Below are 17,453 nucleotides of genomic sequence, written 5' to 3'. Positions count from 1 at the left end.
CGTGACCTCGTACCAGCCTCTTCCAGACAACGCCCCAGCCTCCCCACCACGCTACAAGCCCTACCACGGCCCCGCCGGTGGCTGGGGCGCCTTGCGCAGCGTGGCCAAGGCCTGGGTCGGCAGCGACAATGCGCTGAAGAACCTTCGCGCCCTGCTCAAGACCAACCAGAATGGCGGCTTCGACTGCCCCGGTTGCGCCTGGGGCGACTCGCCCGAAAGCGGCATGGTCAAGTTTTGCGAGAACGGCGCCAAGGCGGTCAACTGGGAAGCCACCAAGCGCCGAGTCGATGCGGCCTTCTTCGCCCGCTACAGCGTCAGCGCGCTGCTTGAGCAGAGCGACTACTGGCTGGAATACCAAGGCCGCCTGACCGAACCGATGGTCTACGACCCGGCCAGCGACCGCTATCAGCCGATCGCCTGGGATGCAGCCTTTGCCCTGATCGCCCGAGAGCTGAACAACCTGGCAAGCCCCGATCAGGCTGAGTTCTATACCTCCGGGCGGGCCAGCAACGAAGCGGCGTTCCTGTACCAGCTGTTCGTGCGTGCATACGGCACCAACAACTTCCCCGACTGCTCGAACATGTGCCACGAGGCCAGTGGCGTAGCCTTGGGGCAAAGCATCGGTGTGGGCAAGGGCACTGTCACCTTCGATGATTTCGAACACGCCGATGCGATCTTCGTCTGGGGCCAGAACCCCGGCACCAACCACCCGCGCATGCTCGACCCGCTGCGCGATGCCGTGAAGCGTGGCGCCCAGGTGGTGTGTATCAACCCGCTCAAGGAGCGTGGCCTGGAGCGCTTCCAGCACCCGCAGAACCCGCTGGAAATGCTGACCAACAGCGACCGGCCGACCAACACGGCGTTCTTCCGCCCGGCCCTGGGCGGCGACATGGCGCTGCTGCGTGGCATGGCCAAGTTCCTGCTGCAGTGGGAGCGTGAGGCGCAGGCCAAAGGCGAGCCGGCGGTATTCGATCACGTATTCATCGCCGAGCATGGTCACGGTGTCGATCAGTACCTGGCGGCAGTGGACGCCACCTCGTGGGCGCACATTCAGGAGCAGTCGGGCCTTGAGCTCGCAGACATCGAGCTGGCTGCACGCATGTACTGCCGCGGCAAACGGGTGATCATGTGCTGGGCGATGGGCATCACCCAACACCGCCACTCGGTGCCCACCATCCAGGAAATCGTCAACCTGCAGATGCTGCGCGGCAACATCGGTGTGCCTGGCGCAGGGCTGTGCCCGGTACGCGGTCACAGCAACGTGCAGGGCGACCGCACAATGGGTATCAATGAACGCCCGCCGGTGGCGCTGCTCGATGCCATCGAAAAACGCTTCAATTTCCCGGTACCGCGGCACAATGGCCACAATACCGTCGAAGCGATCCACGCCATGCTTGACGGCCGCGCCAAGGTGTTCATCGGGCTGGGTGGCAACTTCGCCCAGGCCACCCCGGATACCGAGCGTACCGCGCAGGCCCTGCGCAACTGCGCGCTGACCGTGCACATCAGCACCAAGCTCAACCGCAGCCACCTGATCCACGGCAAACAGGCGCTGATCCTGCCGTGCCTGGGCCGCACCGATATCGACCTGCAGGCCGACGGACCACAGGCGGTCACCGTTGAAGACTCTTTCAGCATGGTCCATGCCTCCAACGGCCAGCTCAAGCCGCTATCGACCCACATGCGCTCGGAGCCGGCAGTGGTTGCCGGCATCGCCGCTGCCACACTTGGCAAAAACCCGGTCGACTGGCACTGGCTTGTGGCCGACTACAACCGTATCCGGGACTTGATCGGCGACACCATTGCAGGCTTTGCCGACTTCAACCAGCGCCTGAGCCACCCAGGCGGCTTCTACCTGGGCAACAGTGCAGCCAGCCGCCAGTGGAAGACCACCAACGGCCGCGCCAACTTCAAGGCCAACCTGCTGCCGGACACCCTGCTCGACGAGCGGGTACGCGCCAGCGGCCAGGTACCGGACCTGATCATGCAGTCCATGCGCTCGCACGATCAGTACAACACCACCATCTATGGCCTCGACGACCGCTACCGTGGCGTGCGCGGCCAGCGTGACGTGTTGTTCGTCAACGAGGCCGACATCATCCGCCTGGGCTTCCAGCCGGGGCAGAAGGTCGACATCGTCTCGTTGTGGGGCGATTCGCATGTGCGCCGTGTACAGGGCTTCACCCTGCTGGCGTTCGATATCCCGGCTGGGCAGGCGGCGGCGTACTACCCGGAAGTGAATCCGCTGATCCCGTTGGAAAGCATCGGTGAGGGCAGCCATACACCGACCTCCAAGTTCGTCGCCATCAAGTTGGAGCGGGCGCGCGACGACGGGCGAATCGTGTAATCGAACCGTACGGGTAAAAACGAAAAAAGCCCTGTTCCACAGGGGTTCAGGGCTTTGTCACAATTACCTCAGACACACGAAAATCGATAAAGTTTCATCGATAAAACAGTAACTTAGAGAATTGTGTACAACTCGTGCTACTCGTCGGATTTTCGTTGCCAGCGGCCTCAAGGAACTGCAAATTCGCCCTCGTCATCCTTATGAGGCTCTCTTGATGAAGAAGTACTCCTCGATTCTGTTGTTGTCTTTCAGCTTGCTCAGCGGCGTTGCCATGGCCGGTGGCAATACCGAGGCCGGCATTGGCGGCGCATTGGGTGGGGTACTCGGCTCCGTAGTGGGCAACTCCATCGGTGGTAGCACTGGCGGCGCCATTGGTGCCGGCCTGGGCGGTGCGGCCGGCGGTGCCCTGGGTGCCGACAAGCGCCAGCGTGGTGAGGCCGCTATCGGCGGCGCACTGGGCGCTGCAGGCGGTAACGTGGTCGGTCGCTCGGTGGGCGGTACCACCGGCAGCTACATCGGTGCAGCCGCAGGCGGCGGCGCCGGTGGCGCGCTCGGTAACTACCTGGGCAACGAGGCCGATGATGACGACCGTCACGACGACCGCCGCTACCGTCGCGGCTACGACGACCGCCGTCATTACGACCGTGGCCGCCACTACGGCCACCGCAAGCACAAGCGCCACTGGCGCGACTGATACCTGAGACCATCCTCAGGCAGCAAAAGCCCCGCCCTCACCCGCGGGGCTTTTTCATGCCTGCGGACCGAGCTGCAGGCCCGACAAAATGACTTGCAGCGCCTCCGGCAGCGGTACCGGCCGGCCGCTGGCGCGCTCGATGAACACCTGCACCACGGTCCCTGCCGCACAAGCATCGGCCTCTCCCGGGCGATACAGCGCCAGCCGGTACTCCACCGTGCTGCCTGCAAGGCGAGTGACGCCCAAACCCACCTCTAGCACGTCCGGAAAGCCCGGCAGCGCGAAAAAATCTGCCGCCGAACTGACCACGAACGCCGCCAGCTCACCTTCACGCAGGTCGAATTCAGCTTGCTCGACCAGAAAGGCCTGGATGGCGGTTTCGAAGAAACCATGCACCGTGGCACCGGCAATGTGGCCGTTATGGTCGTTGTCCTGGGGGCGGGTGAGGATGGGGTGGAAGTGGGAGAACGCGCTGCGCTGAGGGGATTCGGTCATGAGATATCCACAATTGGTTACACCGTGAGGAAGCTTCCCACACCAAGACAGGAAGGACTATAGTCGCAATCAACTATAGATTGCATACCATGGTGTATCTGATGAAACTGAGAAAGACACCGATGCCAACTCATCAATTAGATCATGCCAACTTGAGCCGACTGGTGGAATCAGGCCGAATCAACGCTACGCACATCGTCGGCCAGCCAGGTGGCTGGGCCATCCAGGTCGATATCAATCAGCAAGAGCACCTGCTGATTGCCCAACGTAGCGGCAATGTAAGGCTTTTCAAAAAGTTTGAAACCTTGGTCATCTACCTGCGTGAGATGGGCATCGACCATTTCGAGGTGGACACCTCAGCCTTTGACCCTGGCCTGATGAGCACTTACCAACGTCCTGATCGCGCTCAAGCGTTGAAGCGGGCTCATGAAGCAGCCGCTTACGAGGCGTGGTTCGCAGAACAAGTCGAAGCAAGCCTGAATGATTCGTCGCCCGCGATGGAGGATGAAGAAGCAGAGCTGCTGTTCGCGGCTCGCCGCAGCGAACTCAAAGCCAGAGTCCGCTGATGCGCCTGGCTTGGCGTGAGATGGCCCGCAATGATCGCTTTCGCATTATGGACCATATAGCCCAGGACAATCCCGCTGCCGCCATTTCACTAGACGAAAAATTTGCCGAAAAAGCCAGGCTCGCTGCGCAGACTCCTTCCATGTACAAACCCGGGCGCTATCCGGGGACCCGGGAAATCATCATCCACCCCAACTACGTGATGGTCTATCGGATTACAAGGGAAGCCGTGGAAATCATCCGCATCCTGCATGCAAGGCAGCAATGGCCCTGAAACACAAAAGCCGCCCTTGGGGGCGGCTTTCTCGTTGCAACCGGCGACAGCTTACAGCTGTGGGCCAGCAGCCTTGATGGCGTCGGACACTTCGAACTTCTTGAAGTTTTCAGTGAACAGCTTGGCCAGGCCTTTTGCAGCTTCGTCGTAGGCAGCTTTGTCAGCCCAGGTGTTGCGCGGGTTGAGCAGCTCGGTCTCGACGCCCGGAACGGCCTTCGGCACGTCCAGGTTGATGATGTCCAGGTGCTCGGTCTCGGTACCGACCAGAGCGCCGCTCTGGATGGCAGCAATCACGCCACGGGTGGTCGGGATGCTGAAGCGCTTGCCGACGCCATAGCCACCACCGGTCCAGCCAGTGTTGACCAGGTAGACCTTGGAGCCGAAGGCGTTGATACGCTTGATCAGCAGCTCGGCGTATTCGCCAGCCGGGCGCGGGAAGAACGGTGCGCCGAAGCAGGTGGAGAAGGTCGACTTGATGCCGCCGCCCGAACCCATTTCGGTGGAACCGACCAGCGCGGTGTAGCCGGACAGGAAGTGGTAGGCCGCCTGCTCGTTGTTCAGGATCGAAACCGGAGGCAGAACACCGGTCAGGTCGCAGGTCAGGAAGATGACTGCGTTAGGCTCGCCACCCAGGTTGGCTTCGGCGCGCTTGGCGACGTGCTCCAGCGGGTAGGCGGCGCGGCTGTTCTGGGTCAGGCTGACATCGGCGTAGTCGGCGTGCTTGTTGCCGTCCAGGACGACGTTTTCCAGCACGGCGCCATGCTTGATGGCTTTCCAGATGACCGGCTCGTTCTTCTCGGACAGGTCGATGCACTTGGCGTAGCAGCCGCCTTCCATGTTGAAGACAACGCCTTCGCCCCAACCGTGCTCGTCGTCACCGATCAGGTAACGGCTTTCGTCAGCCGACAGGGTGGTCTTGCCGGTGCCGGACAGGCCGAAGAACAGGGTGACGTCGCCTTCTTCACCGATGTTGGCAGCGCAGTGCATTGGCAGCACGTCGGCAGCCGGCAGCAGGAAGTTCTGCACCGAGAACATGGCTTTCTTCATTTCGCCGGCATAACGCATGCCCGCGATCAGTACTTTCTTGGCGGCGAAGTTGATGATGACGCAACCGTCGGAGTTGGTGCCGTCACGCTCAGGCACGCACTCGAAGTTGGCAACGTTGAGAACCTGCCACTGGTCGCGGCCAGCCGGGTTGAACTGCTCAGGGTTGATGAACAGGCAACGGCCGAACAGGTTCTGCCAGGCGGTCTGGGTGGTCATCTTCACCGGCAGGTAGTGCTCGGCGGCAGCCCCTACGTGAACGTAGGAAACGAAGTGATCCTGGGCGTTGTTGAACGCCTCGACGCGGTCCCACAGGGCATCGAACTTGTCGGCCGGGAACTTGCGGTTGATCGGGCCCCAGGCGATGGCGTCCTGGGTGGAAGGTTCTTCGACGATGAAACGGTCAGCCGGCGAACGGCCAGTACGGTGCCCGGTCTCGACGACCAGTGCGCCGGTATCGGCTAGCACGCCTTCACCGCGTTGCAGCGCTTCTTTTACCAGCTCATCGACGCTCAGGTCGGTGTACACGGTGTTGTTGGCTTGCGTCATGAGATACCCCATCCGGCCCGAGGCCGAGTGCTCCAAACGTTTTGTAGTTGTCTGTAAAAAACTACTACAGCGAAAAAAGTGGCCGGATTATGCCAGAAACGCCCAAAAAAAGTAGGCCCCTCCTGTCGTAACTGCCCTTTTGCGCAATTCGACAGGAGATTTCCCTGAAATTAAACGTTTCAGTGGCGAGTTTCTGACGCCGTGTCAGTGCCACCACCGGCAAACAGTTGTGCCACATCGCTGGCATCGAAGAAATAACGCTCGTTGCAGAACTGGCAATCGATCTCGACCTTGCCCCCGCACTCCTCGACCAGCTGCTTGGCATCATGCTCGCCAAGACTGACCAGCGCATTGCCGGAACGTTCGCGCGAGCAGCTGCATTTGAAGCGCAGCGGCTGGATATCGAACAGGCGTACCGCGTCTTCATGATAGAGGCGGTGCAGCAAGGTTTCGTTGGCCTCGGCCCACTCCTGCGGCTTGAGGGTGTTGGCCAGGGCAATCACATGCTGCCAGCTGTCCTCGCGCTCTTCTTCGTCACGCTGGCGATCCACCGGCAACTGCTGCAGCAACAGGCCGCGAGCCTTGCCGCCTTCGGCGTTGAGCCAGAAGCGCGTGTTGAGCTGCTGAGACTGCACGAAGTAATTGGTGAAGCACTCGGACAGGTTTTTGCCGTCGAGCTCGACAGTACCCTGGTAGCGCTGGCCTTTGACCGGGTCGATGGTCAGGGTCAGATGGCCGTCGGGCATCAGCTGAGCCAGGGTCGCGTCGGCTGCTATCTGGTCCGCTTCGTAACGCGCCATGCCGCGGATGTCGCGCTCGCCCGAGCACTCCACCATCAGCAGGGGGATGGGGCCAGCAGAACGCGCCTGCAGGATCAGCAGGCCGTCGAACTTCAGCGCGCCCACCAGCAGCGAGGTAGCGGCCATCAGCTCACCGAGCAATGTGGCAACGGGCTGTGGGTATGCATGACGAGCCAACACCGCGGCGTAGCTGTCATCGAGTGCCACCCACTCGCCGCGAATATCGCGGTCGTCGAAGATGAAACGTTGGGTGAAATCGGTATCCGGCAAATCGCTCATAGGTTTTGGCTATCTAGAAATGATGACAAAATGGTTACACGGGATGTCGAACACTCGCGAGTTCCCGTGACAGAGCGCTCACAAGGCGCTCCGATTCCTGATTGCAATAGAGGTATTTTATGGACAATCGACCACTGTTAAAAGCAAGGTGGTCTTGGGGCCCCTTGGCAGCCTGCACTTTGCTGCCCATCGCTCTACTGTGTTTCTGGTTATGGCCCTTTGGCCAGATCCTGTGCCTGACTTTCGACGAATGGCTGTTCCACAGCCTCAATGCACCGCTGGCCGACAACACCACCTGGCGCTATATCTGGACCATCGGCAGCCTGCGCCCCTTCGACATCGTCGTTGGCCTGGTCCTTCTGGCCGTGCTGATTCGGGGCGACTGGGTGTTCAAGGCCAGCCAGGTGCGTGAAGCCTTCTTCGGCTTTTTGGTTACGCTGATCCTCTTAGTGGTGATTCGCGCGCTGTTTTCCAAGTGGGTAGATGCAATGGGCTGGCAGCATGACAGCCCATCAATGGTATTCACCAACGTTGTGCACCTGAGCGACTACTACCCGAACCTTGAGAAGGCATGGGAGCTGAAAGACCGTTCCAGCAACAGCTTCCCGGGCGACCACGCCTCGGTATTGCTGATCTGGGCCTTGTTCATGAGCCTGTTCAGCCGGCGCCTGGTCCAGCACCTCGTGATCTGGGGCCTGGCGTTGCTGTTCATGCTGCCGCGCCTGGTCGCAGGCGCGCACTGGGGGCAGGATGACTACATCGGTGGCTTGCTGATGGCAGTCCTAGCGTTGGGCTGGAGCTGCCATACGCCGCTGGCGGCCAAAGGTAGCGCATTGCTGGTGCGGTGGACGGCGCCTTTGTTCGCCCTCGCCGCCAGGCTACCGTTGGTCGGGCGCCTGGCGGTGGTCCGCTAGACGGCTGGGGCTGCTGCGCAGCCCCATTCAATCAAAATTGCCGTGCAGTTGGTGAATCTGCCGCCGCTGCTTCTTGTTCGGCCGGCCGTCGGTGGTCACGCCCATGGCCCCGGCCTTGCGCAGCTCGGCTGCCTGCTCGCGGCGGCGCACACTCTCCTCGGTTTCTGCATACAGGGCCTGCGCTTCAGGCGCGCCCCTGCGTACCACCGACAGCGCCTTGACTACCACGGTGCGCTCGTCGAAACCGGTACGCAGCACGAACTCATCACCCACCCGCGGCTCTTTACCGGGTTTGCAACGCTCGCCACGGCAATGCACCTTGCCACTTTCTATGGCGGCCTTGGCTAGCGCACGGGTCTTGTAGAACCGCGCCGCCCACAACCATTTGTCCAGGCGTACCTTGTCGTCTTCTTCCGCTTTGTGTGCCATCCCGTTGCCTCGAATTCTGTCTTTCATCGAACTGTACTACCGTAACTGACGGATGCAAAAAGTCCCCGCCGTGCTTACAGTTCACCACCTCATTCGCAGGGTGTGCTTCGTGAAGACATTTGACCATCTGACTGTAATCGGCCTGCGCGAGTGGGTCGCCTTGCCCGACCTCGGTGTGGCGGGCCTGCGCGCCAAGATCGATACCGGTGCCAGCACCTCCAGCCTGCATGCCACAGAGGTGGAGCCCTTCGAGCGCGACGGCCAGCCATGGGTGCGCTTTACGGCCCACCTGGGTTCGATCGTGCAATTGCGCCACCGCCGCTGCGAAGCCCCGCTGGTCACCATGAAAACCATCAAGAGCTCCAACGGCCATGCCCAGACCCGTTATGTGATCCGCACCTCGTTGGCGTTGGGCGATGGCGTCTGGGAGGTAGAGTTCACCCTGGCCTGCCGCAAGAACATGCGCTATCGCCTGCTGCTCGGCTCCAAGGCACTCATTCACGGCCAGTTGGTGGTCAACCCCGGGCTCAAGTACGTGCAAGACAAACCGGCCTACCCGGCCACCCTATCTCCTGTCACAGGTGCTGCATGAAGATCGCTGTGCTGTCGCGCAATCCGCGTCTGTATTCCACCCGCCGGCTGGTCGAAGCCGGCACTCAGCGTGGCCATGAAATGGTGGTGATCGATACCCTGCGGGCCTACATGAACATCGCCAGCCACAAGCCGCAGATCCATTACCGCGGCAAGCCGCTGGAGGGTTTCGATGCAGTGATCCCGCGCATCGGCGCGTCAGTGACGTTCTACGGCTGCGCGGTGCTGCGCCAGTTCGAGATGATGGGCGTTTACCCGCTCAACGAGTCGGTGGCCATCGCCCGCTCGCGTGACAAGCTGCGTTCGTTGCAGTTGTTGTCCCGGCGCGGCATCGGCCTGCCCATTACCGGGTTCGCCCACTCGCCGGACGACATCCCCGACCTGATCCAGATGGTCAATGGCGCCCCGCTGGTCATCAAGGTGCTGGAAGGCACGCAAGGGATCGGCGTGGTGTTGTGCGAGACAACCCAAGCGGCCGAGTCGGTGATCGAAGCGTTCATGGGCCTGAAACAGAACATCATGGTTCAGGAATACATCAAGGAGGCCGGCGGTGCCGATATCCGCTGCTTCGTGGTGGGCGACAAGGTGATTGCTTCGATGAAGCGCCAGGCCAAGCCAGGCGAGTTTCGCTCCAACCTGCATCGCGGCGGTGTGGCCAGCCTGATCAAGATCACGCCTGAAGAGCGGATAACCGCCATTCGTGCGGCCAAGGTGATGGGCCTGAGCGTGGCAGGGGTGGATATTCTGCGCTCCAACCACGGGCCGCTGGTGATGGAGGTGAACTCCTCACCGGGCCTGGAAGGTATCGAGGTGACAACCGGCAAGAACGTGGCCGGGATGATCATCGAGCATCTGGAGAAAAATGGCGGGCCGAATCAGACCCGGACCAAGGGCAAAGGCTGAGGTTTTGGGGCTGCCGTGCAGCCCCATCGCCGGCAAGCCGGCTCCCACTGCTCTGCGGCTCAGTGATGTACCTGTGGGAGCCGGCTTGCCGGCGATAGGGCCATCACTGACAGCGAAGGCTCAAACCGCGTTACGCGGTAGCAAAAGCCCCAACGGCAACCTTACCCGCGCCTCGATCCCGCCCCCAGAACGGTTGCGCAACTCGACATTACCGCCATGCTGGGCGGCGATCCGCTTGACGATCGCCAGCCCCAACCCGGTGCCCTTGCCACCCCGCGCACGGTCCCCACGAATGAACGGATTGAAGATGGTCTCCAGCTCCGACTCATCGATCCCTGCCCCCCGGTCCAGCACGCTCAGCACCACATAAGGCGCGCTCTCGTCGCCCGACACATAGGCGGCCACCTCGACCCCCTTGCCCGCGTGATGCAGCGCGTTACCGATCAGGTTGCCCAGCATGCGCTTGAGGGAAACCCTGCGCAGCGGGAATGGCGGAATAGGCTCCAGGCACAAGCGCACACGCTCTTGCGGCTGGTTGTAGGGCGCCACCACTTCGCGCACCAGGTCGGCCAGGTCGACCTCCTCCAGCGGCTCGTCGCGGCCATCGCGAATGAAGGCCAGGAACTGGTCAAGAATCGCGTCCATGTCCTCGATGTCGCGGACCATGTCGTCGCTCAGTTCGTTGTCGCTGTTCAGCAAGGACAGCGACAGACGCAGGCGCGTCAGTGGCGTGCGCAAATCGTGGGACACACCCGCCAGCATCAGCTCGCGCTCACGCCCGGCCTGCTCGACATCCTCGGCCATCTGGTTGAACGCGCGATACACCTCGGTCATTTCGCTCGGCGTATCACTGATCGGCAGACGTACACTGCGGCCCTGGCCCAACTGACGGGCAGCGAACACCAGGCGCTTGAGCGGCTGGTTGAGCTGGCGCACGAAGATCCACGCCGAAGCGGTGGACAGCAGGCCGATGGCCAGGAACCAGCCAAGTACGTTCCAGATCTTCTGGCCACGCAACGGGTGCGGATAAAGCGGCACTTTCAGCCAGCCCGGGCCGAGGCTCGGCGCGTTGACCCACAACGCAGGCGGTGCGTGGATGCGCAAGCGCACTTCGGTGTCTTCGCCCAGCTCGGCCTGCATCTGCCGTTGATAGATTTCGCTGTAGGGCCAGTGCTGCTCGCCCTCCGGCACGCCGGAGCCGGTCACCCGGATCAGGCCTGCGGCTTCGGCAATCTTGTCGCGGTTTTCTTCATCGGCCGCCCAATAGGCGCGCAGCGTCAGCGCCACACCATGGCTGTACTGCCGATCGACCAGCACATCCTCGTTCATCAGCAGGTAGACCAGGGTCAGCGCCTTGGAGAACAGGACAACGATCAGCACCAGCCACAGGGTGCGGGCGAAGAAGCTTTGCGGGAACCAGACCGGAGTTTTCATCGAAGGCCAGGCTTCATTTGCCAGCGTTTCCGTCCGGTACGAAGACGTAACCTACGCCCCACACAGTCTGGATATACCGTGGTTTGGACGGGTCCGGTTCGATCATGCGGCGCAGGCGCGAAATCTGTACGTCGATCGAGCGCTCCAGGGCATCCCACTCACGGCCACGGGCCAGGTTCATCAGCTTGTCGCGGGTCAACGGCTCACGGGCGTGCATGACCAGGGCCTTGAGCACGGCGAATTCACCGGTGGTGAGCATGTGCACTTCTTCGCCACGCTTGAGTTCACGGGTGGCCAGCGACAGCTCGTAATCGCCGAAAGTGACCGACTCGTCCTCGCTGCCCGGGGCGCCCGGTACCGTCGGTGCCTGACGGCGCAGCACGGCCTTGACCCGCGCCATCAGCTCGTCCGGGTTGAACGGCTTGCCCAGGTAATCGTCAGCGCCCAGCTCAAGCCCCTTGATGCGGCTGAGTTCGTCACCCTTGGCGGTGAGCATGATGATCGGGATCTGGTTGTTCGACTGGCGCAGGCGCTTGCACGCGGACAAGCCATCCTCGCCCGGCAGCATCAGGTCGAGCACCACCAGGTTGAATACCTCGCGCTGCAGCAGGCGGTCCATCTGTTCGGTGTTGGGCACCGCGCGGGCACGGTAGCCCTTGCTGGTGAAGAAACGTTCCAGCAGGCTGCTGAGCCCCGGATCGTCGTCGACGATGAGAATCTTGTCACCTTCAGCGTTGTTTGCGGTGCCGGTCATGAATAACTCCTCTGAGATCGCCGCGCATTATGGCGTAGCCATTGCCACGCGTGCCGTGAGCATTGTTAGCAGATTTTTCCCCCGGCGCCACTTCCCGGCCTCCGCAACTGGCCTGGCGCCATCACCGCAAGCCGTCTGCGATGGGTATAATGCGCGGCTTTCTCCAGCGCCGCCGGGCGGAACAAGCGCCTCGCAGCCCCCGTATTCACAATTGTCAGGTGGTTTACATGGACAGCATCAACAGCCGTATCGCCGAGGAACTGGGCGTACGCCCTCAGCAGGTCGAGGCGGCCGTGGGCCTGTTGGACGAAGGCTCTACCGTGCCCTTCATCGCCCGTTACCGCAAGGAAGTGACCGGTAGCCTGGACGACACCCAGTTGCGCCACCTGGAAGAGCGCCTGCGCTACCTGCGCGAGCTGGACGAGCGCCGTGCGAGCATCCTGTCCAGCATCGAGGAACAGGGCAAGCTGACCCCTGAGCTGGCCCGCGAGATCAAGCTGGCCGACACCAAGACCCGCCTCGAAGACCTTTACCTGCCGTACAAGCAAAAGCGCCGCACCAAGGGCCAGATCGCCCTGGAAGCCGGCCTGGGCGAGCTGGCCGACGGCCTGTTCAACGACCCGCAACTGGCGCCGGAAAGCGAAGCCGCGCGCTTCGTCGATGCCGACAAAGGTGTCGCCGACGTCAAGGCCGCCCTCGAGGGCGCCAAGTACATCCTCATGGAGCGTTTCGCCGAAGACGCTGCCCTGCTCGACAAGCTGCGCAACTTCCTCAAGCAGGAAGCGGTGCTCAGCGCCCGCGTGGTGGCTGGCAAGGAAGAGGAAGGCGCCAAGTTCCGCGATTATTTCGCCCATGACGAACTGCTGCGCACTTGCCCGTCGCACCGCGCACTGGCCATTTTCCGCGGCCGCAACGAAGGTGTGCTGAGCGCGTCGCTGAAGGTTGGCGAAGAGCTGCCGGGCACCCTGCACCCGTGCGAAATGATGATCGGCAGCCACTTCGGCGTGGAAAACCGCAACCGCCCGGCTGACAAGTGGCTGGGCGAGGTGGTGCGCTGGACCTGGAAGGTCAAGCTGTACACCCACCTGGAAACCGACCTGTTCGGTGAGTTGCGCGATAACGCCGAAAGCGAGGCGATCAACGTCTTCGCCCACAACCTGCACGACCTGCTGCTGGCCGCCCCGGCCGGCCCGCGCGCGACCCTGGGCTTCGACCCGGGCCTGCGTACCGGCTGCAAGGTCGCGGTGGTCGATGCCACCGGCAAGCTGCTGGACACCGCCACGGTCTACCCGCACGCACCGCGCAACGACTGGGACCGCACGATCTCGGTACTGGCCGCACTGTGCGCCAAACACTCGGTGGAGCTGATCGCCATTGGCAACGGCACCGCCAGCCGCGAGAGCGACAAGCTGATCGCCGAGCTGGTTAAAAAATACCCGGCGCTGAAGATCACCAAGATCATGGTCTCCGAAGCCGGTGCGTCGGTGTACTCGGCGTCGGAGCTGGCTGCCCGTGAATTCCCTGACCTGGACGTGTCGATCCGTGGCGCCGTGTCGATTGCCCGCCGCCTGCAGGACCCGCTGGCCGAACTGGTGAAGATCGACCCCAAATCCATCGGTGTCGGCCAGTACCAGCACGATGTGTCCCAGGTGAAGCTGGCCCGCGGCCTGGACGCTGTGGTCGAGGACTGTGTGAACGCCGTGGGCGTGGACGTCAACACCGCTTCGGTCGCGCTGCTGACCCGCATCTCCGGCCTCAACGCCACCCTGGCGCAGAACATCGTCGCGCACCGCGACGCCAATGGCCCGTTCGCCACCCGTGCCGCACTCAAGAAGGTCAGCCGTCTGGGTGAGAAAACCTTCGAACAGGCCGCAGGCTTCCTGCGCGTAATGAACGGCGACAACCCGCTGGATGCCTCCGCCGTGCACCCCGAGGCCTACCCGCTGGTGAAACGCATCGCCGCCGACACCGGCCGTGACATCCGCTCGCTCATCGGCGACAGCGGCTTCCTCAAGCGCCTGGACCCCAAGCAGTTCACCGACGAAACCTTCGGCCTGCCCACCGTCACCGACATCCTCCAGGAACTGGACAAGCCCGGCCGTGACCCGCGCCCCGAGTTCAAGACCGCCACCTTCCAGGACGGCGTCGAAGACCTCAAGGACCTGGAGCCCGGCATGATTCTCGAAGGCGTGGTCACCAACGTCACCAACTTCGGCGCGTTCGTCGACATCGGCGTGCACCAGGACGGCCTGGTACACATCTCGGCGCTGTCCGAGAAGTTCGTCAAGGACCCGCGCGAAGCGGTCAAGGCCGGCGACGTGGTCAAGGTCAAGGTCATGGAAGTGGACATCCCGCGCAAGCGTGTCGGCCTGTCCATGCGCATGAGCGATACCCCGGGCGAAAAAGTCGAAGGCAACCGTGGTGGCAACCGTGGCAATGGCGGCAACCGCCCGCAGCAGGCACCACGCCAGCGCGAAACCGCTAGCGCCGCGCCGGCGAACAACGCCATGGCTGCGCTCTTTGCCAACGCCAAGCAGTTGAAAAAGAAGTGATGGAGATCCCCAAAGAGCTCGTTGAAAGCGCCTACAGCCAGCTACTGGGCTGCCGCCTGCAACGCCTGGACACGGGCGTTGCAGAGGTGGCACTGGCGCTTGAACCGCACCTGCGCAACCGCGGCCAGAAGCTGCACGGCGGGGCCATCTTCAGCCTGGTGGACATCGCCATGGGCCTGGCCTGCTCGGCCAGCCATGGTTTCGACCAGCAGAGCGTGACCATCGAATGCAAGATCAACTACATGCGTGCGGTCGGTGACGGCGAGGTCCTGTGCACGGCGCGGGTGCTGCACGCCGGGCGCCGTACCCTGGTGGTCGACGCCGACGTAGTCCAAGGCGACAAACTGGTCGCCAAAGCGCAGGGAACCTTCGCGGTTCTCTAGCTCACCAAACGGTATCTGCGGTATTTTGCGGCAGTGCGCTGGCACTGCCGTAACCGCGTAAACCAGGCGACAACGCCAGTTCCTTTCCTCCTACCCTTGTAGACCGTCAACTCTACCCCCATATTGGGGCGACTGATGCGTGAAGGAAACCATCTTGAGCGACCTCCTCAACCGCCGCCTGAGCCTGCTCGGCGCCAATCTCCCCCTGCTCAAGCAGTGCCTGCACGGTATTGAGCGCGAATGCCTGCGCGTCACCGACGAAGGTCGCCTGGCTCAGACCCCGCATCCGGAAAACCTGGGTTCGGCGCTGACCAACGAGCAGATCACCACCGATTATTCCGAGTCGCTGCTGGAGTTCATCACCCCGGCCCTGCCCGACCCGGCCCAAGTGCTGGAAAGCCTCGAGCAAACTCACCGCTTCGTCTACAGCAAGCTTGGCGACGAATTGCTGTGGAGCCCGTCGATGCCGTGCACGCTGCCGGCCGAGGAGGACATCCCGATCGCCGAGTACGGGACCTCGAACATCGGCAAGCTCAAGCACGTCTACCGCAAGGGCCTGGCCCTGCGCTACGGCCGCACCATGCAGTGCATCGCCGGCATCCACTACAACTTCTCGTTGCCTGAAGCGCTGTGGCCGCTGCTGCGCGCCGCCGAGGGCAACGACCAGAGCGACCGCGACTACCAGTCGGCGGCGTACATTGCGCTGATCCGCAATTTCCGCCGTTACAGCTGGCTGCTGATGTACCTGTTCGGTGCCTCGCCAGCCCTGGACAAAGGCTTCCTGCGTGGCCGCCCGCACCAGCTCGAAGAGCTGGACGCCGAAACCCTGTACCTGCCCTACGCTACCAGCTTGCGCATGAGCGACCTGGGCTATCAGAGCAATGCTCAGGCCGGCCTCACCCCCTGCTACAACAATCTGGCCAGCTATACCGACAGCCTGCGCAAGGCGGTGGGCACGCCCTACCCGCCCTATGTGGAAATCGGTACGCATGTGGACGGCGAATGGGTGCAGTTGAACACCAACATCCTGCAGATCGAGAACGAGTACTACTCGAACATCCGCCCCAAGCGTGTCACCTACACCGGCGAGCGGCCGATCCAGGCCCTGACCTCACGCGGCGTGCAGTACGTCGAGGTGCGCTGCCTGGACATCAACCCGTTCCTGCCGGTAGGCATCGACCTGACCGAGGCGCGCTTCCTGGATGCGTTTCTGTTGTTCTGTGCCCTGGAAGACAGCCCGCTGCTGGACAATGGCGAATGCGGCCAATGCACCGACAACTTCCTGAGTGTGGTCAAGGAAGGCCGTCGCCCAGGCCTTGAGCTGCGCCGCGACGGCCAACCGATCGAGCTGAAAGCCTGGGCCAGCGACTTGCTTGGGCGCATCGGCCAACTGGCTGAGCTGCTCGATCACGCTCAAGGCGGCGACGAACATGCCAAAGCCCTGGCCGCACAGCAGGCCAAAGTCGACGACGCTTCGCTGACGCCATCGGCCCAGGTGCTCGCGCGCATGAGCGAGCATGAGGAAAGCTTCATCCAGTTCTCGCTGCGCCAGAGCCGCCTGCACGCGCAAACGTTCCGTGAGCAACCGCTGCCCACAGAGCGCCAGCAAGCCTACGAGACCCTCGCCCGCAATTCGCTGGCCGAGCAGTCACGCCTCGAGCAGCAGGAAGTCGGCGACTTCGACCAGTTCGTCGGCGCCTACCAGGCCAGCATCCTGGCGATCAGCAACTGATGACCCGCAGCACCACCCCGCGCAAGCCGCGCGCCAGCAGCCAGGCCAGGATCGAGGCGATCCTGGCGGCGGCGCGCGAGCTGTTGGCCGAGCAAGGGGTGGCAGCATTGTCGATCTACAGCGTGGCCGAACGGGCGCAGATTCCACCCTCGTCGGTGTATCACTTCTTTGCCAGCGTGCCGGCACTGCTCGAAGCGCTGACGGCCGATGTGCACCGGGCTTTTCGCGAGGCGTTGAGCGCACCGATAGACAGCAGTGCGCTCGGCACCTGGCATGAGCTTTCACGGTTGATCGAACAGCGCATGCTCGACATCTACAACGAGGATGCTGCAGCGCGTCAGTTGATCCTGGCCCAGCATGGCCTGAGCGAAGTGGTGCAGGCGGACCGGCAGCACGACATGGAGCTGGGTGAGTTGATGCACAAGCTGTTCGACCAGCATTTCCGGTTGCCGGTAATGCCTGCGGACGTGGATGTGTTTGCACTGGCCATGGAGTTGAGCGACCGGGTGTATGCGCGCTCGGTACAGTTGCACGAGGCGATCACCCCGCGCATGGCCGAGGAAGGCAAGCGGGTGTTCGAGGCGTACCTGGGCTTGTACCTGCCGCCGTTTCTTACTAAACGCTGATCTTGCTGGGGCCGCCCTGCGGCCCTTTCGCGACACAAGGCCGCTCCTACAGGAAATCGCGTTCCCCTGTAGGAGCGGCCTTGTGTCGC

At 62.6% G+C, this 17,453-nt stretch carries 17 protein-coding genes; 11 read left to right on the top strand and 6 right to left on the bottom strand.

Annotation, left to right across the window (positions count from 1 at the left end; all coding sequences use genetic code 11):
- Window position 1: 1 nt before the first annotated feature.
- Window positions 2-2,347, top strand: a complete 2,346-nt coding sequence (locus IWW33_RS12555) for an FdhF/YdeP family oxidoreductase (protein ID WP_174141977.1) — start codon at window positions 2-4, stop codon at window positions 2,345-2,347.
- 214 nt (window positions 2,348-2,561) lie between these two features.
- Complete coding sequence (locus tag IWW33_RS12550; RefSeq protein ID WP_115273122.1) at window positions 2,562-3,041, top strand: glycine zipper domain-containing protein; 480 nt, start codon at window positions 2,562-2,564, stop codon at window positions 3,039-3,041.
- 54 nt (window positions 3,042-3,095) lie between these two features.
- On the opposite strand, the gene IWW33_RS12545 is transcribed toward IWW33_RS12550, so the two are convergent.
- Entirely contained in the window at window positions 3,096-3,536 is a 441-nt protein-coding gene (locus tag IWW33_RS12545) for a thioesterase family protein (protein WP_012316713.1), read from the bottom strand.
- A gap of 101 nt (window positions 3,537-3,637) precedes the next feature.
- On the opposite strand from IWW33_RS12545, the gene IWW33_RS12540 reads away from it, so the two are divergent.
- Both IWW33_RS12540 and IWW33_RS12535 read left to right on the top strand, forming a co-directional pair.
- Window positions 3,638-4,102 carry a hypothetical protein gene (locus IWW33_RS12540; protein ID WP_223255173.1) on the top strand — a complete coding sequence of 155 codons (465 nt, stop codon included), beginning with the start codon at window positions 3,638-3,640 and terminating at the stop codon, window positions 4,100-4,102.
- Window positions 4,102-4,374, top strand: coding sequence for a type II toxin-antitoxin system mRNA interferase toxin, RelE/StbE family (locus IWW33_RS12535; RefSeq protein ID WP_012316715.1), 273 nt, complete (start codon window positions 4,102-4,104; stop codon window positions 4,372-4,374). The genes IWW33_RS12540 and IWW33_RS12535 overlap by 1 nt, the downstream gene beginning before the upstream one ends.
- Window positions 4,375-4,425: 51 nt before the next feature.
- Here the strand turns inward: IWW33_RS12535 and IWW33_RS12530 are convergent, their stop codons facing one another.
- Window positions 4,426-5,967 (bottom strand): phosphoenolpyruvate carboxykinase, encoded by a 1,542-nt coding sequence (locus tag IWW33_RS12530; protein ID WP_012316716.1) that lies wholly within the window; start codon window positions 5,965-5,967, stop codon window positions 4,426-4,428.
- A 179-nt stretch (window positions 5,968-6,146) separates the two neighbouring features.
- Window positions 6,147-7,046, bottom strand: coding sequence for an Hsp33 family molecular chaperone HslO (gene hslO, locus IWW33_RS12525; RefSeq protein WP_046788227.1), 900 nt, complete (start codon window positions 7,044-7,046; stop codon window positions 6,147-6,149).
- A 119-nt stretch (window positions 7,047-7,165) separates the two neighbouring features.
- Here hslO and IWW33_RS12520 point away from each other — a divergent pair, with 119 nt between their 5' ends.
- Window positions 7,166-7,960, top strand: a complete 795-nt coding sequence (locus IWW33_RS12520) for a phosphatase PAP2 family protein (RefSeq protein ID WP_174141978.1) — start codon at window positions 7,166-7,168, stop codon at window positions 7,958-7,960.
- Window positions 7,961-7,987: 27 nt separating this feature from the next.
- On the opposite strand, the gene IWW33_RS12515 is transcribed toward IWW33_RS12520, so the two are convergent.
- Window positions 7,988-8,389, bottom strand: coding sequence for a S4 domain-containing protein (locus IWW33_RS12515; RefSeq protein WP_012316719.1), 402 nt, complete (start codon window positions 8,387-8,389; stop codon window positions 7,988-7,990).
- 109 nt (window positions 8,390-8,498) lie between these two features.
- Here IWW33_RS12515 and IWW33_RS12510 point away from each other — a divergent pair, with 109 nt between their 5' ends.
- Both IWW33_RS12510 and rimK read left to right on the top strand, forming a co-directional pair.
- Window positions 8,499-8,981, top strand: coding sequence for an ATP-dependent zinc protease (locus IWW33_RS12510; protein ID WP_039603122.1), 483 nt, complete (start codon window positions 8,499-8,501; stop codon window positions 8,979-8,981).
- Window positions 8,978-9,883: a 30S ribosomal protein S6--L-glutamate ligase gene (rimK, locus tag IWW33_RS12505; RefSeq protein WP_012316721.1), complete on the top strand. Its 906-nt coding sequence runs from the start codon at window positions 8,978-8,980 to the stop codon at window positions 9,881-9,883. Before IWW33_RS12510 ends, rimK begins: the two co-directional genes overlap by 4 nt.
- Before the next feature lie 120 nt (window positions 9,884-10,003).
- On the opposite strand, the gene IWW33_RS12500 is transcribed toward rimK, so the two are convergent.
- Both IWW33_RS12500 and ompR read right to left on the bottom strand, forming a co-directional pair.
- Window positions 10,004-11,317 carry an ATP-binding protein gene (locus tag IWW33_RS12500; RefSeq protein WP_046788225.1) on the bottom strand — a complete coding sequence of 438 codons (1,314 nt, stop codon included), beginning with the start codon at window positions 11,315-11,317 and terminating at the stop codon, window positions 10,004-10,006.
- 13 nt (window positions 11,318-11,330) lie between these two features.
- Window positions 11,331-12,071, bottom strand: coding sequence for a two-component system response regulator OmpR (ompR, locus tag IWW33_RS12495; RefSeq protein ID WP_046788224.1), 741 nt, complete (start codon window positions 12,069-12,071; stop codon window positions 11,331-11,333).
- Between the two features lie 227 nt (window positions 12,072-12,298).
- Between ompR and IWW33_RS12490 the strand changes: the two genes are divergently transcribed.
- From IWW33_RS12490 to IWW33_RS12475, 4 genes are all read left to right on the top strand, one after another.
- On the top strand, window positions 12,299-14,623 hold the full coding sequence (locus IWW33_RS12490) for a Tex family protein (protein WP_119687938.1): 2,325 nt from the start codon (window positions 12,299-12,301) through the stop codon (window positions 14,621-14,623).
- Window positions 14,623-15,006 (top strand): PaaI family thioesterase, encoded by a 384-nt coding sequence (locus IWW33_RS12485; RefSeq protein ID WP_012316725.1) that lies wholly within the window; start codon window positions 14,623-14,625, stop codon window positions 15,004-15,006. Before IWW33_RS12490 ends, IWW33_RS12485 begins: the two co-directional genes overlap by 1 nt.
- A gap of 154 nt (window positions 15,007-15,160) precedes the next feature.
- Window positions 15,161-16,738 (top strand): glutamate--cysteine ligase, encoded by a 1,578-nt coding sequence (gshA, locus tag IWW33_RS12480; RefSeq protein ID WP_174141979.1) that lies wholly within the window; start codon window positions 15,161-15,163, stop codon window positions 16,736-16,738.
- The gene (locus IWW33_RS12475; protein WP_161871806.1) at window positions 16,738-17,364 is read left to right on the top strand and encodes a TetR/AcrR family transcriptional regulator; all 627 of its coding nucleotides are present in this window, start codon (window positions 16,738-16,740) and stop codon (window positions 17,362-17,364) included. Before gshA ends, IWW33_RS12475 begins: the two co-directional genes overlap by 1 nt.
- The last annotated feature ends 89 nt before the right edge of the window (window positions 17,365-17,453 follow it).

This window comes from Pseudomonas sp. M2, assembly GCF_015751845.1.
GTDB classification, from domain to species: Bacteria; Pseudomonadota; Gammaproteobacteria; order Pseudomonadales; family Pseudomonadaceae; genus Aquipseudomonas; species Aquipseudomonas putida_E.
This window is presented reverse-complemented; position numbering and strand designations above follow the sequence as displayed.